Genomic DNA, 22,057 nt, shown 5'->3' with positions numbered 1-22,057 from the left:
ACTATCCCTTGGCCGCGGCGTCGTTGAGCGCCGTGACGATCCCAGCGGCGTCGCCGTCACCGGCGAGCATCTCGACGATCGCTGCGTTGAGCGCGTTGCCGACGTTCTGGCCGAGTGCGGAGTCGAGCCACAGGGCGACGTAGGGAGCCTCGTTGTAGGCCTCGAGGACGGAGACGAGAGCCGGGTCCTCCACGACGCCCTGGGCCTCGGTGTTAGCAGGCACGGTGTGGAAGGCCGTCGCGTAGCCCTCCTGGTTGGCCTTAGTCATCGTGAAGTTGAGGAAGTCAGCGCACTCCTTCGGGGCCTGAGCCGAGCAGGACTGGCCGTCGATGCCTCCCATGAGAGCCGCGGGGTCACCCTGGCCACCCTCGACCTCGGGGAACGGGAACCACTTGAGGTCGGGGACCGGCTTCTTGTCCGGCGTCAGATCTGCGGCCACACCGATGTTCCAAGCGCCCATGAGTTCCATGCCGGCCTGGTAGTTGGCAAGGAGGCCGACCGACGATCCGGCGCTACCCTGGGCGGAGGTGGTGAGGAAGCCGTCGTTGAAGGGCTCGGTCTCTGCGAAGGCCGCGAGGTTCTCGCCAGCCTTGGTCCAGCAGGGGTCGGAGAAGTCGAGCTCGTCGGCTGCCTCGAAGACGTCCTGCGAGCACTCCCGCAGCGCGAAGAAGTAGTACCAGTGCGCAGCAGGCCAGGCGTCCTTGCCGCCGAGGGCGATGGGCTGGACCCCCGCCGCGTCGAGGGCATCGGTGACCGTGACGAGCTCGTCGATGGTCGTGGGGGTGGCGGTGACGCCAGCCTTGTCGAAGAGGGACTGCGTGTAGTACATGCCGCCGGGAAGGATCGCCATCGGCATCCCGTAGACCTTCTCGTCGATCGCGAAGGCAGAGAACGCTGTCTCGGGGACCTCAGACTTCACCTCCTCCGAGATGCTGTCCGTGAGATCCATGACCTGACCTGCCTCGACCAGGTCAGCGAGCTTGCCGCCGCCGCGCGCCATGAAGATGTCCGGCGCATCGCCCGAGTTGAGCGCGGTCTGCAGCTTCCCGTCCATCTCTTCGTTCTGGATGGCCTGCAGCTTGATCGTGACCCCTGGGTTGGCCTTCTCGTAGTCCGCGACCGTCTTCTCCCAGTACTCCTTGCCGGGGCCGGTCGTGGAGTTGTGCCAGAAGGTCATCGAGACGTCGCCGTCGCCGCCCGACCCGCCGCTGTCACTGCTGCAGGCGCTCAGTCCCGCTGTGGCCATCATCATGACGGCCGAGACCGCCAGGATCTTCTTCGCGTTCATTGATCTGTCCTCTTTCGTAGAGCGATACAGAGGTGGAGAAGTCGCCCGGAGGAGCGACTGGAAGGTGCTGGGTGGGTCAACCCGCAGCGGTCTGGAGCTAGGCGACGCCTCGGCTGCAGTGCCGGTGCGTCTGGTGCTGTGGGGCGTGCGCCACCGTGAAGACGATCGTCGTGCGTACTGCGGTTCTCATCGTTGAGCACTCCTTGTCGTCTTCGACTGCGGGTACGGATCTGACTATTGCAGCGCTCCGGGGAGCGTGTCAAACGTTATCGATAACGTTTTACAAACGGTATGGTCAAGACATGAACCGACGGGTCACGATCACAGACGTCGCGGAGGCCGCGGGCGTCTCCGTGGCAACCGTCTCCAAGGTCATCAACGCCCGGTACGGCGTCGCGGCCGCGACGACGTCCCGTGTGCAGGAGGTGATCGAGCAGCTCGGCTACGAGTCGAGCCTGGTCGCCCGCAGCATGCGGTCCCACCGGACGAACGTCATCGGCATCCTGGTGGCCGAGTTCGAGCCGTTCAGCACCGAGATCCTCAAGGGCGCCGGGCGCGCCCTCGCCAAGACCGGCTACGAGCTCCTCGCCTACACCGGGGCGAGCCAGAGCGGCGGACCCGGCTGGGAGCGGCGCTACCTCTCCCGCCTCAGCGGGACCCTCATCGACGGCGCGCTCATCGTCACCCCGACCGTGGTCGACGCGAACGTGGGCATCCCGGTCGTGGCCATCGACCCGCACGAAGGGCCCCTGGGCCCGCCCACCGTCGACTCCGACAACCTCACCGGCGCACTCCTGGCCACCCGCCACCTGGCCGAGCTGGGCCACCGGCGGATCGGCTTCATCGCCGGCCGTGAAGACCTCGCCTCCTCCGCGCTGCGCGAGGCCGGCTACCGCCAAGGGCTCGACGAGGCCAAGATCCCCTACGACCCTGACCTGGTCCGCTCCGGTGACTACCAGCTGGACTCCTCACGCAGCTCGGCCGCAGAGCTGCTGAACCTGCCGGACCGGCCGACCGCCCTGTTCGCCGCCAACGACATCTCCGCCATCGGCGCGATGGAGGTGGCCGAGTCCATGGGGCTGCGGATCCCCGACGACCTGTCCATCGTCGGCTTCGACGACATCCCGGAGTCGATGGCCACCACTCCTCAGCTCACCACCATCCACCAGCCCATCCAGGCGATGGGCGCCGCCGGGATCGCGATGCTCATCGACCTGCTCGACGGCAACCCGCCCGAGAGCACCCTCGTGCGCCTGCCCACCTCCCTGGTGGTGCGCGGGACCACCCGCGCGATCTGAGCCGGGCCGCTGGGGCGGTGAGGTGCTGCGGGCTGAGTGTCAGTGCCACCGGATACCGTTCCCTCATGGCTTCCACACCTCGCTCGTCGGGCTCCTCCGCCCGCGCCGCCCGCCCCGGCTACCGCTGCACCGAGTGCGGCTGGACCACGTCCAAGTGGGTCGGCCGCTGCGGGGAGTGCCAGGAGTGGGGCAGCGTCACCGAGACGGCCGCCGCCTCCTCGGGGCCCAAGACCACGGTCTCAGCCCCCACGCGCGGGTACGCCAAGCCGATCGGTGAGATCGACGTCGACGCCGCTCAGGCCACCCCGACCGGGATCAGCGAGTTCGACCGCGTGCTCGGCGGAGGCATCGTGCCGGGGGCGGTGGTCCTGCTCGCCGGGGAGCCCGGCGTCGGCAAGTCCACCCTCCTGCTCGACGTCGCGGCCACCGCCGCGCGCGGGGGCCGGCGGGTCCTCTACATCACCGGCGAGGAGTCGGCCGGACAGGTGCGTCTGCGGGCAGAACGGATCGGAGCCCTCGCGCCCCGGCTGCTGCTCGCCGCCGAGACGGACCTCGGGCTCGTCCTGGGCCAGATCGAGGCCACCGAGCCGGACATGCTCATCGTCGACTCCGTCCAGACCATCGCCTCGGCTCAGGTGGACGGCTCCCCCGGCGGGGTGAGCCAGGTCCGTGAGGTCGCGGCCGCGCTCATCGCCGTGGCCAAGGAACGCAACATGCCGGTCATCCTCGTGGGGCACGTGACCAAGGACGGGTCCGTGGCCGGGCCCCGCACCCTCGAGCACCTGGTGGACGTCGTCTGCCAGTTCGAGGGCGACCGCCACTCCCGCCTGCGCATGGTGCGCGCCGTGAAGAACCGCTACGGCCCCACCGACGAGGTGGGGTGCTTCGAGCTGACCGAGGACGGCATCACCGGGCTGGTGGACCCGAGCGGGCTGTTCCTGTCCCACATCAACCTCGCGGTCCCGGGCACCTGCATCACCGTGACCCTCGAGGGACGGCGCCCGCTCGCCCTGGAGATCCAGTCCCTCGTCGTGGCGACCAGCCTCGCCAACCCCCGTCGCACCACCGCTGGCATCGACTCGAGCCGGCTGGCGATGATCCTCGCCGTCGTGCACCGCCATATCAACGTCCAGCTGCACAACCAGGACGTGTACGTCTCCACGATCGGCGGCGCGCGCGTCACCGAGCCGGCGGCCGACCTCGCGATCGCGCTCGCCGCCCTGAGCGCCGTCGCGGACAAGCCGGTCCCGGTCGGCACCATCGCGATCGGCGAGATCGGGCTGGCCGGCGAGATCCGCTCCGTCACCGGGATCTCCCGGCGCCTGAGCGAGGCGGCCAGGCTCGGATTCACCCGCGCCATCGTCCCGATGGGCACCGACGCGAAGGCTCCGTCCGGGCTCACGCTGCTCCCCGTCGCCAACGTCCGAGAAGCGCTCGACAAAAGTCAGCCTGCCGTCCGCCTCCCGACGCGGATCGACGCGTAAGATCTCCCCGTGGCCAACTCCCCCGCACACATTGACGAGCTTCTCCGCGAGACCCTGGCGGCCGTCGCGCCCGGGACTGAGCTGCGCGACGGTCTGGAACGGATCCTGCGCGGGCGCACCGGCGCGCTCATCGTGCTCGGCTTCGACCAGACGGTCGAGACCATGAGCTCGGGCGGCTTCTCGCTGGACATCGAGTTCTCCTCCACCCGGCTGCGCGAGCTGGCCAAGATGGACGGCGCGATCGTCCTGGACCGCGACGCCAACCACATCCTGCGCGCGGCGGTCCAGCTCCTGCCGGACCCCACGATCGAGACCACCGAGTCCGGCACCCGCCACCGCACGGCCGAGCGGGTGGCCAAGCAGACCGGCTTCCCGGTCATCTCCGTCAGCCAGTCCATGCGGATCGTCGCGCTGTACGTCGGCGGCTCCCGCTACGTGCTCGAGGACCCAGACACGATCCTGTCCCGCGCCAACCAGGCCCTGGCCACCCTCGAGCGCTACAAGGCGCGACTGGACGAGGTCAGCGGCACGCTGTCGGCCCTGGAGATCGAGGACCTCGTCACCGTCCGCGACGTCTGTGCCGTGGTGCAGCGTCTGGAGATGGTCGGCCGGATCTCGGAGGAGATCGCCGGGTACGTCGTCGAGCTCGGCACCGAAGGGCGTCTGCTCGCTCTCCAGCTCGACGAGCTCATCGGCGGGCTCGGCTCCGACCGGGAGTTCGTCATCCGCGACTACGTCGAGGTGGGCCGCAAGGACCGCTCGGTGCAGGACGTGCTGGCTGCCCTCTCCCTGCTGGACTCCACCGAGCTGCTCGACCTCGGACTCATCGGCCGGGTCCTCGGCCTGCCCGGTGGCGGCGAGGCGCTCGACGCCGCGGTCGCCCCGCACGGTTACCGGCTGCTGTCCAAGGTCCCGCGCCTGCCCGCCACGATCGTGGGCCGCCTGGTGCTCCACTTCGGCGGGCTGCAGAAGCTCCTCGCCGCGACCATCGACGACCTCATCGCCGTCGAGGGCGTCGGCGAGCAGCGCGCACGCTCGGTCCGAGAGGGCCTGTCCCGCCTCGCCGAGTCCAGCATCCTGGAACGCTACGTCTGAGAAACGCTCCGTCTGAGGATCGCTCCGTCTGAGAACTGCTCCGTCTGAGCCAGGTGGGCTGCGGCGTCAGCCGACGGTGAAGGCGATCGGCGGTGACGTCACGGTCCCCGCTGTGACGACCGCCTGGTAGCTCCCCGCGCCCAGGGCCGGCAGCCCCGCCGGGCAGCCCGGCGCTGACCGCTGCGTCGCCCACGTGACGCGGCCCGGGTACTGGTCCCCCGGGGCGAGCAGCAGCAGCGTCGACCCTGCCGTGTCGCAGTCGGCGGAGGAATAGACCCGGTCCTCACCCGAGGTGATGATCAGCTCGCGTCCGACGTTCCCGGCGTCGAGGGTGCACGGGAGCGTCCCGATGTGAGTGATGCCGATGTCGAAGGTCGCCGTCCTGCCCACGCGGTAGCTCTGAGCGTCCGAGGCGAGGCTGATCTCGACGTCCGCCGGGGTGCAGTCGACCGGTTTCGGCGGCCCGGTGGGCGTGGGCTCGGGGCTGCTCGCGGCGGCGGCTGCGCTCGAGATCGCCTCGCTCGCGGCGTCGAAGAGCGCCTTGGCTCCGGCGACGATGCCCACGAGCGCACCGCTCACGACCACGAGCACGACGAGCCACCGCAGGACAAGCTGTCCGCGGGTGGGCCGCCGGGGCCCCGGGCGCGCCGGGCCGCGGCCAGAGCGCCCCGCTGCGGGCCGCGGTGCGCCCGCCCTGACCGTGGTCCCGCTCGCGGGACGCCGGGGCCTGGTGTTCTGGTTCTGGTTCTGGTTCTGCCGAGCAGGACGGTCCGTGCGCTCGCGTTCCATGGCTGACCGTCCCGTCTGTGCTCGCTGTGTACCCGTTGTGCGACTGCCGCATGCCCATCGGCTGGCAGAGCCGCAGGTGTGAGCCTTCACGGTACGTGGCGTGCCAGGAGCCCCGGCGAAGACACGCGAGAATGGAGTGGTGACCTCCACACCACCTCCTCACCCCGCGATCGCGATCGCAGCCCCGGAGCCGGCTGGACCGACAGATCTGCCCGAGGCGCTCGGGCGCTGGTTCGAGGAGACCGCGCGACCCCTGCCGTGGCGCTCCCCTGACCGCACCCCCTGGGGCGTGCTGGTCAGCGAGGTCATGTCCCAGCAGACCCCCGTCGCGCGGGTCGCCCCGATCTGGCTGGACTGGATGGACCGGTGGCCCACGCCCACCGACTTCGCCCAGGCACCGACCGCCGAGGTGCTGCGCGCCTGGGGTTCCCTCGGCTACCCGCGGCGCGCGCTGCGACTGCAGGAGTGCGCCCGCGCCATCGTGGAGCTGCACGACGGCGAGGTCCCCGCCAGCACCGCCGAGCTGCTCGCCCTCCCGGGCATCGGTACGTACACCGCCGCCGCGGTGCAGGCCTTCGCCTTCGGTCACCGCTCGGTGGTCGTGGACACGAACATCCGCCGGGTGCTGGCCCGGGTGGTCGGTGGGGAGGCGCTGCCCCCGACGTCCCTCACCGCTGCGGAGATGTCTCGCGCGGCGGCCTTCGTCCCCGCCGGCGACGCCCCGGCGGCGCTGTGGGCGGCGTCGTCGATGGAGCTCGGGGCGGTGGTGTGCACCGCGCGCGCCCCGCGCTGCGACGACTGCCCGGTGGCGAGCCTGTGCGCCTGGCGCGCGGCCGGCTACCCCGCCGACGCCCACGCCGCCCGACGCCGCACCCAGGCCTGGGCCGGGACCGACCGGCAGGTGCGCGGCAAGGTCATGGGCGCGCTGCGCGCCGCCCACTCCCCGGTGCCCGCCGCGGTCATCGACGCGGTGTGGCCCGACGCCACCCAGCTCGAGCGGTGCCTGACCGGCCTCGTCGCCGACGGCCTGATCGCCCGGACCGGTCAGCACTACCACCTGCCGGTCGACCTGGCGTGACCGGCTGAACAGCCGGCTGTGAGCTAGAGGTCGATGATCATCCGCGAGTTGCCCAGGGTGTTCGGCTTCACGCGGGCGAGGTCGAGGAACTCGGCCACGCCGTCGTCGTGGGAGCGCAGGAGCTCGGCGTAGACGGCCGGGTCCACCGGCGTCCCCTCGATCTCGTGGAATCCGTGCCGGGCGAAGAAGTCGACCTCGAAGGTCAGGCAGAACACCCGGCGCAGGCCGAGGTGGCGGGCCCGTTCCAGCAGCTGCTCGACGAGCGCGTGCCCCAGCCCGTCGCCCAGCCGGTCGGCTGAGACCGCCAAGGTGCGGATCTCCGCGAGGTCCTCCCACATGACGTGCAGCGCGCCGCACCCGACGATCTCGGGAGCGTCGTCGGTCCCCGCGTCGACGACGAGGAACTCCTGCACGGCCTCGTAGTAGGCGACCATCTCTTTGGCGATGAGGATGCGGCGGTCGGCGTAGGGCTCCACGAGGGCGCGGATCGCTCGCACGTCGCTCGGGCGAGCGGGCCTGATCCGCGGGAGGGCTGGCGTGTCGGTCTGGTCGGTCTGGTCTGTCACGGTCACCGGTCCAACGTACTCCTACTCAGCCCACTGCATACATTCCCAACCCCGCCGTCGCTCATCCCTCTCCTTCCAGCAGCAGCCTGGTCGCAGTCACCTCGTCGATGATCAGGTGGGTCACCACCCGGGCGCGCAGGGCCGCACGCAGCGGCGCCACCTTGTTGTCCCCGGCCACCGCGCACACCCGGCGCGGGATAGCGCGGAGCTGGTGCGGCATGGGCCCGGTCGCCCGGGCGTTGAGCTGAACGTCGCGGTACGTCCCGTCCTCACGCAGGAACACCGTGCAGACGTCACCCACCACCCCTTCACGGTCCAGCTCGGCGACGTCCTCAGCCTCGAGGTAGCCCGCGGAGTAGACGTGGCTGGGCAGCCCTCCGGAGATGGCGCCGACCGAGAAGAGGGCGATGTCAGCTCTGCGCTGGAGCTCCAGGACCCGCTTCACCGACCGTTCGCGCCACATCGCCTCCCGCGTCCGCGCGAAGTCGAAGAAGGCCGGAACTGGGAAATAGTGCATCCGCGCCTCGAAGGCGCGCCCGAAGCTGGCGATGAGGTCCCCCGCGTACTCCACCCCGCTGGTGCGGGTGTTCGCCGCTCCGTTGAGCTGGACCACCGCGCTGCCGCGGGTGGTCTTGCGGCTCAGGTGGGGTGCGATCGCGCTCAGCGTGGTCCCCCAGGCCAGGGCCAGGATCATGTTCGAGTCGAACCAGTTCCCGATCAGCCGGGCGGTGGTCAGCGCCACCTGGTCGAGGCGTTCCACCTCCGAATGATCGTCCGGGACGGGCACCACGAAGGCCTCGATCCCGTAGACCTCGCTGATCCGTTGGCCCAGCCCAGGCGCGTTGGAACGAGTAGGACGAAGATTGATCTCGACAAGGCCGGTCTCTCGGGCGAGCTTCACCATCCGGGAGACCGTCGACCGCGAGGTACCCAGGTGCTTGGCGATCGTCTCCATCTTCATGTCCTGGAGGTAGTACATCGAGGCGGCCCGCAGCACGTCCTGGTCGCGCACACCCATATCGCATCTTCTCCCTGGTCTAGGCCGAGCACACCCCCGCGTGCACATATGTGCAAACGGGTTGCGCAAACGTTCTGACAGTGTGACCTTAGTCCTAGACATCTAGCGAGTCGAAAGGTCGAAGCATGTCAACCACCGGTACGTCCTCCAAGCTCACCCCCCAGTCCCGCGAGCGCTCCCTGGAGGTGCTGCGCGGATCCGCCCAGGGTGACCCCCTCGACGTCCTGGTCATCGGCGGAGGTGTGACCGGCGCCGGGATCGCCCTCGACGCGGTGACCCGCGGGTTGACCACAGCGATCGTCGAGTCCCAGGACTGGGCCTCCGGAACCTCGAGCCGGTCCTCCAAGCTGGTCCACGGCGGCCTGCGCTACCTGCAGATGCTCGACTTCCACCTCGTCCACGAGGCGTTGACCGAACGCGACCTGCTCATCAACAAGCTGGCCCCGCACCTGGTCCGCCCCGTCTCCTTCCTCTACCCCCTCGAGCACCGGGTCTGGGAGCGCGGGTACGTCGGCGCCGGCGTCATGCTGTACGACACCCTCGCCAGCCTGGCCCCCGGCAAGCGCGCACTGCCCTTCCACAAGCACGTCACCCGCAAGGGCATGGAGCGCCTCTTCCCCGACCTGCGTCACGACGCAGCCGTCGGCGCCATCCGCTACTGGGACGGCACCGTCGACGACGCCCGCCTGGTGAGCACCCTCATCCGCACCGCCGCCTCCTACGGCGCCCAGGCCGCCAGCCGGACCCAGGTCGTCGAGCTGACCAAGGACGCGGGCGGCCGGGTCGACGGCGCGGTGCTGACCGACCTCGAGACCGGGGAGACCTTCCCCGTCAAGGCTCGCAACGTCATCAACGCCACCGGCGTGTGGACCGAGGAGACGGAGTCGCTCGCCGGCGGCACCGGAGGCCTCCAGGTCCTCGCGTCCAAGGGCGTGCACATCGTCGTCCCGCGGGACCGCATCAAGGGCAAGGCCGGCCTGATCCTGCAGACCGAGAAGAGCGTGCTCTTCGTCATCCCGTGGTCGCGGTACTGGGTGATCGGCACGACCGACACCCCCTGGACCCAGGAGCTTCAGCACCCGGTGGCCACCGCGGCGGACATCGACTACATCCTCGCCCACGCCAACGCCGTGCTGGCGGACCCGCTCACCCGGGACGACATCATCGGCACCTGGGCCGGACTGCGCCCGCTGCTGCAGCCCGGGACCAAGGAGGGCACGTCGTCGGCCAAGGTCTCGCGTGAGCACACCGTCGCCTCCCCGGTGCCCGGCCTGACCGTGATCGCCGGCGGCAAGCTCACCACCTACCGCGTCATGGCCGAGGACGCGGTCGACTTCGCCCTCGGCGAGGGCGCCAAGGCCCGTCCCTCGATCACGGCGAACGTCCCCCTGCTCGGCGCGGTGGGACTGGAGGTCCAGCGCAACTGGGGTCGGCGCCACGCGGCGACCTACGGCTGGACCCCCGCGCTCGTCGACCACCTGCTGCACCGCTACGGGTCGCTGGTCACGGACATCGTCACGCTCTGCCAGGACGACCCGTCGATGGCCAAGCCTCTCGAGCACGCTCCCGCGTACCTGCGGGCCGAGATCGCCTACGCCGTCAGCCATGAAGGAGTCCTGCACCTCGAGGACATCCTGCTGCACCGCACCCGGCTCAACTACGAGGTCTCCGACCGCGGCCTGGCCGCTCTCGAGGAGATCTCGCAGATCGCCGCGGCCGGCCTGGGATGGGACGAGGAGACCCGGCTCGCCGAGGTCGCCGCGTACACGTCACGGGCCAACGCCGAGGCGGCCGCCGAGGAGCAGCCCGACGACGCGTCGGCGGAGGTGGTGCGCCTCGCGGCGCACGACGTCAGCCCGCTGGCCGACCTGTCCACGACGAGCTGACGGACCTGACCAGCTCGCCGGTCCCCAGCACCCCGCATCAGATCCCTGTCCATGCCAGACCGTGACTCCTCGCAGCAGAGCCGCTGCGAGGAGGTGACAACGAAGTCCACCAAGAAAGAGAGCCTGTGATGGATTCCATTTTAGTTAACGCCTTCTGGTCGGAGGTCCTGGGGACCGCGACACTGCTCCTCCTCGGTGGGGGTGTCGTCGCGACCGTCCTGCTTCCCAAGTCCAAGGGATTCAACGGCGGCTGGCTCCTCATCAACTGGGGGTGGGGCCTCGCGGTCTTCGCCGGTGTGTTCGTCGCCTTCAAGTCCGGCGCACACCTCAACCCGGCGGTGACCCTCGGTCTGTTCTCGGCCGACCTGCCCTTCGCCACGCTGACCGGTCCCGGCGGCAAGGCGGAGATCGTCATCGAACCGACCGTCTCCAACATGTTCATGTACTTCGGCGCACAGATGATCGGTGCGTTCATCGGTGCCGTGCTCGTGTTCATCGCCTTCAAGAAGCACTTCGACGAGGACCTGGACCCGTCCGCCAAGCTCGGCGTGTTCGCGACAGGCCCGGCCATCCGCTCCTACGGCTGGAACTTCATCACTGAGGTCATCGCGACCTTCGTGCTCGTCTTCTTCGTGGTCGTCTCCGGGTCCACCCCCTCGGGCCTGGGCCCGCTCGCCGTCGCCCTCGTGGTTGTCGGGATCGGCGCGAGCCTCGGTGGTCCCACCGGGTACGCCATCAACCCTGCGCGTGACCTCGGTCCTCGTATCGCTCACGCCATCCTGCCGATCCGCGGCAAGGGCTCGAGCGACTGGTCATACGCCTGGGTCCCAATCGCCGGCCCGCTGGTCGGTGCCGTCCTGGCCGGTCTTCTCGGCCGCGTCTACGGCTGACCGCCCACCTGACCTGATCTCCGCCGGCCGCGGCCGGCTCGCCCGCACACCGAAGTGAAGGATTCCCCCATGACCGCACAGTACGTACTGGCCATCGACCAGGGCACCACCAGCTCCCGCGCCATCGTCTTCACCCACGCCGGCACGATCTTCTCCTCCGCGCAGATCGAGCACGACCAGATCTTCCCGCGTGCCGGATGGGTCGAGCACAACCCCGACCAGATCTGGACCAACGTCCGTGAGGTCGTCGGTATCGCTCTGACCCGTGGGAACCTCACCCACGACGACATCGCCGCCATCGGTATCACCAACCAGCGCGAGACCGCTGTGGTCTGGGACCGCACGACCGGCAAGCCGGTCTACAACGCGATCGTCTGGCAGGACACCCGCACCCAGTCCATCGTCGACGAGCTCGGTGGGAGCGAGGGTGCCGAGAAGTACAAGTCACGCGTCGGCCTCCCGCTCGCCACGTACTTCTCCGGCCCCAAGGTCAAGTGGATCCTCGACAACGTCGACGGCGCACGCGAGAAGGCCGAGCGCGGTGACCTCATGTTCGGCAACACCGACTCCTGGGTGCTGTGGAACATGACCGGCGGCGTCGACGGCGGCGTGCACATCACCGACGTCACCAACGCCTCGCGCACCATGCTCATGAACATCGACACCCTCACCTGGAACGAGGACATCGCCGCGGAGATGACCATCCCGATGTCGATGCTCCCCGAGATTCGTTCCTCCTCCGAGGTCTACGGCGTCGGCCGCGAGCGTGGCATGGTGCCCGGGGTGCCGATCGCCGGCATCCTCGGTGACCAGCAGGCGGCGACCTTCGGTCAGGCGTGCTTCGAGAAGGGCACCGCGAAGAACACCTACGGCACCGGAAACTTCATGCTCCTCAACACCGGCACCGAGCCGGTCGCGAGCAAGAACGGGCTGCTGACCACGGTCTGCTACAAGATCGGTGACGCACCCCAGGTGTACGCCCTGGAAGGATCCATCGCGGTGACCGGGTCGCTCATCCAGTGGCTGCGGGACAACCTCGGCATGTTCGAGGACGCCCGTGACGTGGAGTACTACGCCCGCAAGGTCGAGACGAACGGCGGGGCGTACTTCGTGCCGGCCTTCTCCGGTCTGTTCGCGCCGTACTGGCGTCCGGACGCCCGCGGCGCGCTCGTGGGTCTGACCCGCTTCGTCAACAAGAACCACATCGCCCGCGCGGCCCTGGAGGCCACGGCCTTCCAGACCCGCGAGGTGCTCGACGCCATGAACGCCGACTCCGGTGTGGACCTCACCGAGCTCAAGGTCGACGGTGGCATGGTCGCCAACGAGCTGCTCATGCAGTTCCAGGCGGACATCCTCGACGTCGACGTGGTCCGTCCCCAGGTCGCCGAGACCACCGCGCTCGGCGCGGCCTACGCGGCGGGCATCGCCGTGGGCTTCTGGAACGGCGAGCAGGACGTCATCGACAACTGGGCCGAGGACAAGCGCTGGACCCCGTCGATGGAGAACTCCGAGCGCGAGCGCCAGTACCGGCTGTGGAAGAAGGCCGTGTCCAAGACCTTCGACTGGGTCGACAGCGACGTCGTCTGACACCCCAGCACCACCAGCACCAGCACGACCTGTGGCCCGGCCCCCTCGGGGAGCCGGGCCACGGCCGTCCCCGGACCCGTGCGGGCAGGGACATAGGCTTGCCCCGGGCCTGCGCCACGGACGCTGGCCCAGAGCCTGCGAGGAGAGCACGTGAACAGCTACACCGTCCCTGGGATGCACATCACCGACCACGAGGTGAGCGTCCCCCTCGACTGGTTCGACGACCGCGACTCCCGCGCGCTGACGCTCTTCGTCCGTGAGGTGGTCGCCCCGGCGCGGCGTCACGAGGACCTGCCGCTGCTGGTGTTCCTGCAGGGCGGCCCCGGCGGCAAGGGGCCCCGCCCGACCGGCCCGGACGGCTGGCTCGGTCACATGCTCGCCACCCACCGCGTGGTTCTGCTCGACCAGCGCGGCACCGGCCGCTCGAGCGCGCTGCGCGGCGCTCAGATGGCCGCGCTGGGCACCCCGGCCGAGCAGGCCGAGCACCTCACCCACTTCCGCGCGGACTCCATCGTGGCCGACGCCGAGCACGTGCGCCAGACCCTCTACGGCGGCGCCCGCTGGGAGAGCCTGGGCCAGAGCTACGGGGGCTTCCTCACCCTGACCTACCTGTCCCAGGCGCCACAGGGACTTGCCGCCTGCTACGTGACCGGCGGGCTGCCCGGGCTGCACTCCGACGCCCGCGAGGTCTACCGGCGCACCTACCCGCGCACGGCCGAGAAGAACCGCCGGTTCCTCGCCCGTTTTCCCGGCGACGGCGCGCAGCTGGCGCGGATCGCCGACCGGCTGGCGGACGGCGACGTGCGCCTGCCCGACGGCGACCTGCTCTCGGTGCACCGCTTCCAGACGGTGGGGATGGACCTGGGGATGAAGCCCGGGCCCGAGCGGCTGCACTGGCTGGTCGACGAGGCCTTCGACCCGGGGTCGACCGAGCTGAGCGACACCTTCCTCAACCAGGTCATGACGCTGACGTCCTATCGGGAGAACCCGCTGTACGCGGTGCTGCACGAGTCCATCTACGCCTCCGGCGACCAGGTGACCGGGTGGGCCGCTCACGCCGAGCGCGCCGAGCACCCCGGCTTCGACCCCGGGCACCGGCCGCTGCAGCTGACCGGGGAGATGATCTACCCGTGGATGTTCACCGAGATCGCCGGGCTGCGCCCCTTCGCCGCCGCGGCCGACGAGCTCGCTCGGCGCGAGCGCTGGACCACGCTCTACGACGACGCCGTGATCGCGGCCAACGAGGTGCCGGTCGCGGCGGCGGTGTACTTCGACGACATGTTCGTCGACGCCGGGCTCAGCCTGGAGACGGCGGCGGCCGTGGGCAACGTGCACACCTGGGTGACCAACGAGTTCGAGCACGACGGGCTGCGCACCGGTGACGTGCTCTCCCGCCTCACCGCACAGGTCCGCGACAGCGGCGGACCTGTGCGGTCCTGACGAGGGTCAGGGTCGCGCGGGCTCGGACTCGACCGGCGTCGCGCCCCGCTCGAGGGAGGTGCCCTCGATGTCGACGTTGGGGACCAGGCGGTCCAGCCAGCGCGGCAGCCACCAGGCCGACCTCCCGAGCAGCGCCATGACCGCCGGGATCATCGTCATGCGCACCACGAGGGCGTCCACAGCCACCCCGAAGCCCATCGCGAAGGCGATCGGGCCGATCGTGGTGTTGCCGGAGAAGACGAAGCTGGAGAACACCGCGATCATGATGAGCGCGGCGGCGAGCACCACCCGGGCGCCGTGGGCGTAGCCGGAGCGCACCGCGACCAGCGGAGCGGCACCGTGCACGAAGTCCTCCCGCATCCGTGAGACGAGGAAGACCTGGTAGTCCATCGCCAGACCGAAGAGCACGCCCACGAGCAGGACCGGCATGAAGCTCAGCAGGGGGGCGGGTGTGGCGACCTGGAAGATGTCAGAGAGCCATCCCCACTGGTACACCGCGGTCGTGGCACCGAAGGCCGCGGCCACGGTGAGCAGGAAGCCCAGCACCGCGGTCAGCGGGACGAGGATGGAGCGGAAGGCGACCAGCAGCAGCACCAGGGCCAGCCCGACGACGATCGCCAGGAACAGCGGCAGCGCGTCGGAGAGCTTCTGGGTGATGTCGATGTTCGCCGCGGCCGCGCCGGTCACCCAGATCTGGGTGCCGGTCGCCTCTTCGATCTCGGTGCGCAGGTCGCGGATGTCGTGGACCACGTCGGCGGTCTCGGCGTCGTTGGGCCCCGTGGTGGGGAGCACGACGACGAGGGCCGCGTCAGCCTCCGGCGTGCCGGCCGGTGCGGGCGTGTCCGGGCCGAGCATCCCGCCGACGGCGCCGTTGGGGGCAGCCGGTGCCACGTAGGCGATGTTCTCGACCCCGGCGAGCGCCTCGGAGACCGCCGCGCTCGCCTCCATGAGCCCGGCCGGGTTGTCCGCGGCGTCGACGAGGACGACGAGCGGGCCGTTGATGCCGGGACCGAAGTTCTCCGCGAGCAGGTCGTAGGCCTGGCGCTCGTTGGAGGTGGCGGGTTCCTGGCCGGCGTCGGGCAGGCCCATGCGCATGGAGGTGGCCGGGATCGCGATGATGCCCAGCGCGAGGACGCCGGCGACCAGGGTCCAGACGGGGTGGCGCGTGATGAGGGTGCCCCACCGGTTCTCGGCCTGGGTGGAGCGCTGGGCGCGAGCGGCGGCGCGGCCGCGCGGGACGAGCCGGGTCCCGGCGAAGCCCATGAGGGCGGGCAGCAGGGTCACGGCGATGAGCACCGCGGTGGCCACGGTCGCGGCGGCGGCGAAGCCCATGACCGCCAGGAACGGCACGCCGGTCACGGCGAGCCCGCAGAGGGCGACGACCACGGTCAGCCCGGCGAAGACGATCGCGCTGCCGGCGGTGCCGACGGCGCGCCCGGCGGACTCGGCCGGGTCGACGCCCTCAGCGAGCTGCTGACGGTGGCGGGAGAGCAGGAAGAGCGCGTAGTCGATGCCGACGGCGAGGCCGAGCATGAGCGCCAGGGTGAGCGTCGCGGAGGAGATGGTCACCACGGCCGAGAAGGCGAGCACACCGGCCAGGCCGGTCCCGACCCCGAGCAGCGCGGTGAGGATCGGCATGCCGGCCGCGAGCAGGGACCCGAAGGTCACCAGCAGCACGAGGAGGGCGATGACCACGCCGAGGGCCTCGGTGGGTGAGAGCAGCTCGAGCGGCTCGGTGAACGGCCCGCCGGAGAGGACGGTGGTGTACCCGTCGGCCTCGAGCTGGTCCTGTGCCGCGGTGAGGGCGTCCAGGGTCGCGGCCGGGACGTCGTCGGCCGGGACGGTGAACTGGACGTCGACGTAGACGGCCGCGCCGTCCGGGGAGATGGTTCCGGCCGTCGTCGGGTCGGAGATCGAGGCGACGTCCGCGGCCTCGGTCACCGGGGCCAGGGTGCCGAGCACGACGGCGAGGCCGCCGTCGTCGATGAGGCTGGTGCCCTCAGGCGCCTCGACGATGACGCGGGCGGACGCGGGCTGGTCGACGACGGTCCCGCTGCCCGCGGAGCCAGCCGTCCCTGCGCCGACCCCGCTCGCGGCCTCGCCGAAGCGGTCTTCGAGGATCTCCTGGGCGTTCGCGGACTCGGTGCCGGGGATGGTGATCGCCTCGGTCATCTTCATGCCGGAGGCGAGGGCCCCGCCACCGGCCGCGGCGAGCACCACGAGCCAGATGATCAGGACGATCCAGCGGCGGGTGAAGGAGAAGCGTCCTACCCGGTAGAGAAATGAAGCCATGGTGGTCCCTTGGTCGTCCGAGCGAGCCCGGCAGTGAGCGTTACGGCGCTGTGCTGTCGCACACCATCGGACGACGTCTCCACAGTAAACAACGAACGTGGGTTAGGCAACGCGTGTTGCTTAAGTTGTGGCAGATGTGTCCGCGGGCTGACACAATGAGGGCATGGATCCCCGCATCGCTCGCACGCGCACCCTCCTCCAGGATGCGCTGCTCTCCCTCGCTCGCGAGCGGGACCTCGACGACATCTCCGTCGCGGACATCGCCGACCGGGCCACGATCAACCGGTCGACCTTCTACCAGCACTACGCCGACAAGGACACCCTGCTCGCGGACGCCCTGGACGAGCAGGCCCGCCAGGCCGGGGCAGACCTCGCCGACCCGGCGATGCTGCACATCGACCCGCTCGCGCTGCTCGCCCGGTACGCCACGCACATGGCCGAGAACGCCGCCCTGTACCGCCGCGTGCTCGGCGACCACGGCTCCCCCGGCGCCACCGCCCGGCTGCGCCGCCGCATCCACGCCCTCGCGCTCACCGGGGTCTCCTCCCACCGCGACGACTTCGACCGGATCGGGTTGCCGCTGGAGATCGCGGCAGCCGGGATCACCGGCTCGCTCGTCGGCGTCCTGACCACCTGGCTGGACATGGACCCCCGCCCCTCCCCCGAGCGCGCGGCGGCGTGGGCGTGGACCATGCTGCTCCCGAACGACCAGCCCGACGGGTGCACCCCGGAGCCCTGAGCCTCCGGCCGCACCTGTGGCGGGGCCCTGGGGCCGTCGATACATTGGGTGGACCCTGGCCAGAGTCGGCCACCCGAGGTGATCGGAGAGCGGTGTGCTGAGCCCGTGGGTCAACTCCTGCGCCACCTCGACCACCGGGGTGCGCCGGGTGGTCGCGGACTCCTGGCGCCGGTCCCAGGCCTTCCGCCTCGATCCCGATGCCGTCCCTGGCGTCGTCGACCTGGCCGACGACGAGCTCCGCGAGCGCCGCTCGAACCACCCGCTCGCGCGGGTGCAGGGCGTCATCGACCAGCTCTTGGTGCGGCACACCACCGATCGCGGGCTCATCGTGGCGGTCGGCGACCAGCACGGGCGCCTGCTGTGGGTGGACGGCGACCCGGGGCTGCGGCGCCGCGCCGAGGCGATGGCCTTCGTCCCCGGGGCTGACTGGTCCGAGCGCGCGGCTGGCACGAGCGCCCCCGGCACCGCGCTGGCACTGGGGCGCAGCGTGCAGATCGTGGGAGCCGAGCACTTCAACACCGCCGTCCGCCCGTGGAGCTGCTCCGCCGTGCCCGTCCGGGACCGCACGACGGGGACCATCATCGGGGTGGTCGACCTCACCGGCGGCGCTGACGCCGTCGGGCCGGCCGCCCTGCCGCTGCTCGAGGCGACCGTGGCCGCGGTCGAGGCAGAGCTCCAGCTCCTCACCCTCCTCCCGCGTCCCACTGCACCGTCCCCGCGCGGCGCCACCCACCTGCGGCCGGCGCCCCCCGCACGAGGCACGCCGGTGCTGCACGCCCTCGGCCGCACCGAAGCGGTGCTGGAGGCCGGACCCCGCCGGCTCCGGCTGAGCGCCCGCCACGGGGAGATCCTCACCCTGCTCACCTGGCACGACCGGGGCCTGAGCGCCGAGGAGCTGGCCTACGCCGTCTACGGGAGGCCCGCGGTGGTGACGCTGCGCGCGGAGATGGTGCGCCTGCGCAAGGTCCTCGCCGCGACCGTCCCCGAGCTCGTCCCGGCGTCGCGGCCCTACCGGCTGACCCGTCCCGTCACCCTCGACGCCCACCGGGTGCTCGCCAGCCTGGACCGCGGAGCCCACCGGGTGGCGCTGGACTGCTACACCGGCCCGGTCCTCCCGGAGTCCGCCGCACCCGGGATCGAGGCGCTGCGCGCCGAGGTGGCCACCACCCTGCGCGAGTCCCTGCTCGCCGACGCCGACGTGGACACCCTCGTGGCCTTCGCCCGGCTCGACGAGTGCGCCGACGACGCCCCGCTGTGGACCACCTGCCTGCGCCTGCTGCCGGCTCGCTCGCCCCAGCGGGCGGGCGTCGTCGCGCACCTGGAGGCTCTTGAGGTGTCCCTCGCCTGACGTCGGCTCCCGGCCCCACCCGCCTGCGCGGGCCGCAGGCGCGGCAGTCATCATCTACAACCCCGCCGCGGCGGACCTGAGCCGGCTGCGCCCTGCTGTCGCCCAGGCGGAGCGCGCCCTCGGGCTGCCGCGGTCGACGTGGCGACCGACCTCCCCCGGCACGAACCCCCAGCCCTTGGTGGAACGCGCACTGGCCGCCGGGGCCTCGGTGGTCGTGGCTGCCGGGGGCGACGGGACGGTCCGGGACGTGGGCGCGGCGCTCACCGGCGGTGACGTGCCGCTGGGCATCCTGCCGGTGGGGACCGCGAACCTTCTCGCCCGCAACCTCGCCCTGCCCGTCTCCAACCTGCGGGCAGCCGCGCTCGTCGCGCTGGGGCCCACCACCCGGCGGATCGACGCCGCCACGGTGACCCTGGCCCGCGACCATCAGGTCGTGCGGCGCCAGACCTTCTTCGTCATGGCCGGGTTCGGGGTGGACTCCGACATGGTCCTGGGGGCAGACCCGCTGCTCAAGCGGCACCTCGGGTGGACGGCCTACGTCCAGCCCATCGTCCGGTCCCTGTTCCGGCGCGGTCGCACGGCCACCGCGTACCGCCTCGACGACGGCCACCCCGTGCACGCGGCCGTGCACACCATGCTCGTGGGCAGCTGCTCGACCCTGGCCGGCGGTCTGCCGATCCTGCCCAACGCCGTGGTGGACGACGGGTTGCTCGACGTCCTCACCCTGGTCTCCATCTCCCCCCACCACCTCGCACGGACCGTGGGTTGGCTGGGCGGGCGGTGGCTGGGGCACCGCGCGAAGGCGCTGGCAGCCGGCGCGCCAGTGGGTGAGGAACGGTCACCGGAGAGCTTCCGCTACGCGACCGCGCGCCAGATCACCGTGCGCCTGGCCCGTCCGACCGCCGTCGAGGCGGACGGCGACATCGTCGGGACGGCCTCCCAGCTGCGCTTCACCGTGCAGCAGCGCGCGCTGGCGGTCCGGGTGCGGTGATGGAGGGGGCAGCGGGCGGTCAGGCTGGCGCGGGCAGGGCGGGTAGCGACGGGAGGTTGCTCGCAACCGGATGCAACGGCCCGCGACCTACGGTGGCACCAGCCCGACAGTTCCGTCGAGCGCTCACCTGACAGCGTCGTCATAGGAGCACAGATGACCATCTACGCAGCCCCCGGGACCCCTGAGTCCCTCGTCACCTTCAAGTCCCGCTACGAGCACTGGATCGGTGGAGAGTGGGTACGCCCGGTCAAGGGCCAGTACTTCGAGGACATCTCCCCGGTGACCGGCAAGCCCTTCGCCGAGGTCGCCCGCGGCACGGCCGAAGACATCGACGCGGCGCTGGACGCCGCCCACAAGGCCGCACCCGCGTGGGGCAAGACCACCGGGACCGAGCGCGCCGCCGTCCTCAACAAGATCGCCGACGTCATCGACGCCAACCTCGAGATGCTCGCCGTCGCCGAGACGTGGGACAACGGCAAGCCGATCCGCGAGCCGCTCAACGCCGACCTCCCGCTCGCCGCAGACCACTTCCGCTACTTCGCCTCGGTCATCCGCGCCCAGGAGGGGGAGTTCACCGAGCTGGACCGGGACACCGTTGCCTACCACTACGCCGAGCCGCTGGGCGTCGTCGGGCAGATCATCCCGTGGAACTTCCCCATCCTCATGGCGACGTGGAAGCTCGCCCCGGCCCTCGCCGGCGGCAACACCATCGTCCTCAAGCCGGCGGAGCAGACGCCCGTCTCGATCCTCGTCCTGGCCGAGCTCATCGGGGACATCCTGCCGCCGGGGGTGCTCAACATCGTCAACGGCTTCGGCCTGGAGGCCGGCAAGCCGCTCGCCTCCAGCCCTCGCATCCGCAAGATCGCCTTCACCGGGGAGACGACGACGGGGCGGCTCATCCTCCAGTACGCGAGCGCCAACCTCATCCCGTCCACCGTCGAGCTGGGCGGCAAGAGCCCGAACATCTTCTTCGAGGACGTCGCAGACAAGAACGACTCCTTCTACGACAAAGCCCAGGAGGGCTTTGTGCTCTTCGCCTTCAACCAGGGCGAGGTGTGCACCTGCCCGTCCCGGTCCCTCATCCAGAAGCCGATCTATGACTCCTTCCTCACCGACGCCCTCGACCGGACGAAGAAGGCGGTCCAGGGCAACCCGCTGGACACCGACACCCAGGTGGGCGCGCAGGCCTCCAACGACCAGCTCGAGAAGATCCTCAGCTACATCGACATCGGCAAGCAGGAGGGCGCGCGCCTGCTGCTCGGCGGGGAGAGGGTAGACCTCGGTGGTGACCTCACCGACGGGTTCTACGTCGCCCCGACCATCTTCGAGGGGCAGAACTCCATGCGGATCTTCCAGGAGGAGATCTTCGGTCCCGTCGTGGCGGTGACGAGCTTCGAGGACTACGACGACGCGATCGCCAAGGCCAACGACACCCTCTACGGCCTGGGCGCCGGGGTGTGGTCCCGCAACGGCAACCTCGCCTACCGCGCCGGACGAGACATCAAGGCCGGGCGGGTGTGGATCAACAACTACCACGCCTACCCCGCGGGGGCGGCCTTCGGTGGGTACAAGAGCTCGGGGATCGGCCGGGAGAACTCCAAGCTGGCCCTCGACCACTACCAGCAGACGAAGAACCTGCTCGTGAGCTACTCGGAGGCGGCGCTCGGCTTCTTCTAGGCCGCTTCAGCACGAGCACCGTGGCGAGGGCGGTGACCCTCACCGCTCTCGCCACGGCAGCCACCGTCGGGGCTCGCCCCGCACCCGTCACACCCCCGATCCCATGTCAGAGCCCACGTCAGATCCCACGTCAGGAGGACACCATGCTCGACGCCGCGGTCGTCATCGACGGGGAGAGCCAGTCGCGCGTCGCGCTGACCGAGGCGAGCGTCGACCTGCTGCGCCTGCTCTGGGACCGGCACGGTCCGCTGATGTTCCACCAGTCCGGCGGCTGCTGCGACGGCAGCTCGCCCATGTGCTATCCCGCCGGGGAGTTCTACACCTCCGACGCCGACGTCCTGCTGGGCACCTTCGACCTCGCCGCCGCGGACGGTCCGGCCCAGCCCCTCGACTTCTGGATGTCACGCGAGCAGTTCGCCTACTGGAGCCACACGCACCTCACCGTCGACGTCGTGCCCGGTCGCGGATCTGGCTTCTCCGTCGAGAGCCCCGAGGGGCTGCGGTTCCTCATCCGGTCCAGACTGATGGATGACGCACAGCCCTTCCGCTGACCCCGCCCGCCCCACCCCCGCCACCGGGCGCTGGCGACCG

General features: G+C 70.7%; 18 protein-coding genes. 13 read left to right on the top strand and 5 right to left on the bottom strand.

Annotated features, from left to right (window positions below; all coding sequences use genetic code 11):
- Window position 1: 1 nt before the first annotated feature.
- The gene (locus SS2_RS04565; protein ID WP_066461522.1) at window positions 2-1,288 is read right to left on the bottom strand and encodes an ABC transporter substrate-binding protein; all 1,287 of its coding nucleotides are present in this window, start codon (window positions 1,286-1,288) and stop codon (window positions 2-4) included.
- 302 nt (window positions 1,289-1,590) lie between these two features.
- Here SS2_RS04565 and SS2_RS04560 point away from each other — a divergent pair, with 302 nt between their 5' ends.
- From SS2_RS04560 to disA, 3 genes are all read left to right on the top strand, one after another.
- Window positions 1,591-2,586, top strand: coding sequence for a LacI family DNA-binding transcriptional regulator (locus SS2_RS04560; RefSeq protein ID WP_066461520.1), 996 nt, complete (start codon window positions 1,591-1,593; stop codon window positions 2,584-2,586).
- Window positions 2,587-2,651: 65 nt separating this feature from the next.
- Window positions 2,652-4,070, top strand: coding sequence for a DNA repair protein RadA (radA, locus tag SS2_RS04555; RefSeq protein ID WP_066461518.1), 1,419 nt, complete (start codon window positions 2,652-2,654; stop codon window positions 4,068-4,070).
- Window positions 4,071-4,079: 9 nt separating this feature from the next.
- Entirely contained in the window at window positions 4,080-5,165 is a 1,086-nt protein-coding gene (gene disA / locus SS2_RS04550) for a DNA integrity scanning diadenylate cyclase DisA (protein ID WP_066461516.1), read from the top strand.
- Between the two features lie 66 nt (window positions 5,166-5,231).
- On the opposite strand, the gene SS2_RS04545 is transcribed toward disA, so the two are convergent.
- Window positions 5,232-5,756, bottom strand: coding sequence for a hypothetical protein (locus tag SS2_RS04545; RefSeq protein ID WP_066461514.1), 525 nt, complete (start codon window positions 5,754-5,756; stop codon window positions 5,232-5,234).
- A 337-nt stretch (window positions 5,757-6,093) separates the two neighbouring features.
- Between SS2_RS04545 and SS2_RS04540 the strand changes: the two genes are divergently transcribed.
- The gene (locus tag SS2_RS04540; protein ID WP_439646290.1) at window positions 6,094-7,032 is read left to right on the top strand and encodes an iron-sulfur binding domain-containing protein; all 939 of its coding nucleotides are present in this window, start codon (window positions 6,094-6,096) and stop codon (window positions 7,030-7,032) included.
- A 23-nt stretch (window positions 7,033-7,055) separates the two neighbouring features.
- On the opposite strand, the gene SS2_RS04535 is transcribed toward SS2_RS04540, so the two are convergent.
- Window positions 7,056-7,598: an amino-acid N-acetyltransferase gene (locus SS2_RS04535; RefSeq protein ID WP_066461549.1), complete on the bottom strand. Its 543-nt coding sequence runs from the start codon at window positions 7,596-7,598 to the stop codon at window positions 7,056-7,058.
- Between the two features lie 61 nt (window positions 7,599-7,659).
- Window positions 7,660-8,616: a sugar-binding transcriptional regulator gene (locus SS2_RS04530; RefSeq protein WP_066461509.1), complete on the bottom strand. Its 957-nt coding sequence runs from the start codon at window positions 8,614-8,616 to the stop codon at window positions 7,660-7,662.
- 125 nt (window positions 8,617-8,741) lie between these two features.
- Here SS2_RS04530 and SS2_RS04525 point away from each other — a divergent pair, with 125 nt between their 5' ends.
- The 4 genes from SS2_RS04525 to SS2_RS04510 all read left to right on the top strand — a co-directional run bounded on the left by SS2_RS04525 (window position 8,742) and on the right by SS2_RS04510 (window position 14,419).
- Window positions 8,742-10,502: a glycerol-3-phosphate dehydrogenase/oxidase gene (locus SS2_RS04525; RefSeq protein ID WP_066461508.1), complete on the top strand. Its 1,761-nt coding sequence runs from the start codon at window positions 8,742-8,744 to the stop codon at window positions 10,500-10,502.
- Window positions 10,503-10,630: 128 nt separating this feature from the next.
- Window positions 10,631-11,392 carry an MIP/aquaporin family protein gene (locus SS2_RS04520; RefSeq protein WP_066461506.1) on the top strand — a complete coding sequence of 254 codons (762 nt, stop codon included), beginning with the start codon at window positions 10,631-10,633 and terminating at the stop codon, window positions 11,390-11,392.
- Between the two features lie 69 nt (window positions 11,393-11,461).
- Window positions 11,462-12,979: a glycerol kinase GlpK gene (gene glpK, locus SS2_RS04515; protein ID WP_066461504.1), complete on the top strand. Its 1,518-nt coding sequence runs from the start codon at window positions 11,462-11,464 to the stop codon at window positions 12,977-12,979.
- A 174-nt stretch (window positions 12,980-13,153) separates the two neighbouring features.
- Window positions 13,154-14,419 (top strand): alpha/beta fold hydrolase, encoded by a 1,266-nt coding sequence (locus SS2_RS04510; RefSeq protein WP_066461543.1) that lies wholly within the window; start codon window positions 13,154-13,156, stop codon window positions 14,417-14,419.
- Between the two features lie 6 nt (window positions 14,420-14,425).
- Here SS2_RS04510 and SS2_RS04505 read toward each other — a convergent pair whose 3' ends face one another.
- The gene (locus SS2_RS04505; RefSeq protein WP_066461502.1) at window positions 14,426-16,711 is read right to left on the bottom strand and encodes an MMPL family transporter; all 2,286 of its coding nucleotides are present in this window, start codon (window positions 16,709-16,711) and stop codon (window positions 14,426-14,428) included.
- Window positions 16,712-16,874: 163 nt separating this feature from the next.
- Here SS2_RS04505 and SS2_RS04500 point away from each other — a divergent pair, with 163 nt between their 5' ends.
- From SS2_RS04500 to SS2_RS04480, 5 genes are all read left to right on the top strand, one after another.
- Entirely contained in the window at window positions 16,875-17,450 is a 576-nt protein-coding gene (locus SS2_RS04500; RefSeq protein WP_066461501.1) for a TetR/AcrR family transcriptional regulator, read from the top strand.
- A 94-nt stretch (window positions 17,451-17,544) separates the two neighbouring features.
- Entirely contained in the window at window positions 17,545-18,798 is a 1,254-nt protein-coding gene (locus tag SS2_RS18110; RefSeq protein WP_066461500.1) for a GAF domain-containing protein, read from the top strand.
- A complete protein-coding gene (locus SS2_RS04490; RefSeq protein ID WP_066461495.1) occupies window positions 18,779-19,789 on the top strand; it encodes a diacylglycerol/lipid kinase family protein in 1,011 nt (336 codons plus the stop codon). Before SS2_RS18110 ends, SS2_RS04490 begins: the two co-directional genes overlap by 20 nt.
- 153 nt (window positions 19,790-19,942) lie before the next feature.
- On the top strand, window positions 19,943-21,466 hold the full coding sequence (gene exaC, locus SS2_RS04485; RefSeq protein WP_066461494.1) for an acetaldehyde dehydrogenase ExaC: 1,524 nt from the start codon (window positions 19,943-19,945) through the stop codon (window positions 21,464-21,466).
- A 143-nt stretch (window positions 21,467-21,609) separates the two neighbouring features.
- Entirely contained in the window at window positions 21,610-22,017 is a 408-nt protein-coding gene (locus SS2_RS04480) for a DUF779 domain-containing protein (protein ID WP_066461493.1), read from the top strand.
- The last annotated feature ends 40 nt before the right edge of the window (window positions 22,018-22,057 follow it).

Source organism: Sanguibacter suarezii NBRC 16159 (assembly GCF_001552735.1).
In the GTDB taxonomy this organism is placed as follows: domain Bacteria; phylum Actinomycetota; class Actinomycetes; order Actinomycetales; family Cellulomonadaceae; genus Sanguibacter; species Sanguibacter suarezii.
The sequence above is the reverse complement of the archived record's forward strand: the minus strand, read 5'-3'. Positions and strand labels throughout refer to the sequence as shown.

Excerpts from the sequence above, each read along its gene's own strand:
- SS2_RS04565 (WP_066461522.1), bottom strand. The coding sequence starts at position 1,288 with ATGAACGCGAAGAAGATCCTGGCGGTCTCGGCCGTCATGATGATGGCC.
- SS2_RS04560 (WP_066461520.1), top strand. The coding sequence starts at position 1,591 with ATGAACCGACGGGTCACGATCACAGACGTCGCGGAGGCCGCGGGCGTC.
- radA (WP_066461518.1), top strand. The coding sequence starts at position 2,652 with ATGGCTTCCACACCTCGCTCGTCGGGCTCCTCCGCCCGCGCCGCCCGC.
- SS2_RS04530 (WP_066461509.1), bottom strand. The coding sequence starts at position 8,616 with ATGGGTGTGCGCGACCAGGACGTGCTGCGGGCCGCCTCGATGTACTAC.
- SS2_RS04525 (WP_066461508.1), top strand. The coding sequence starts at position 8,742 with ATGTCAACCACCGGTACGTCCTCCAAGCTCACCCCCCAGTCCCGCGAG.
- SS2_RS04520 (WP_066461506.1), top strand. The coding sequence starts at position 10,631 with ATGGATTCCATTTTAGTTAACGCCTTCTGGTCGGAGGTCCTGGGGACC.
- glpK (WP_066461504.1), top strand. The coding sequence starts at position 11,462 with ATGACCGCACAGTACGTACTGGCCATCGACCAGGGCACCACCAGCTCC.
- SS2_RS04510 (WP_066461543.1), top strand. The coding sequence starts at position 13,154 with ATGCACATCACCGACCACGAGGTGAGCGTCCCCCTCGACTGGTTCGAC.
- SS2_RS04505 (WP_066461502.1), bottom strand. The coding sequence starts at position 16,711 with ATGGCTTCATTTCTCTACCGGGTAGGACGCTTCTCCTTCACCCGCCGC.
- SS2_RS04500 (WP_066461501.1), top strand. The coding sequence starts at position 16,875 with ATGGATCCCCGCATCGCTCGCACGCGCACCCTCCTCCAGGATGCGCTG.
- exaC (WP_066461494.1), top strand. The coding sequence starts at position 19,943 with ATGACCATCTACGCAGCCCCCGGGACCCCTGAGTCCCTCGTCACCTTC.
- SS2_RS04480 (WP_066461493.1), top strand. The coding sequence starts at position 21,610 with ATGCTCGACGCCGCGGTCGTCATCGACGGGGAGAGCCAGTCGCGCGTC.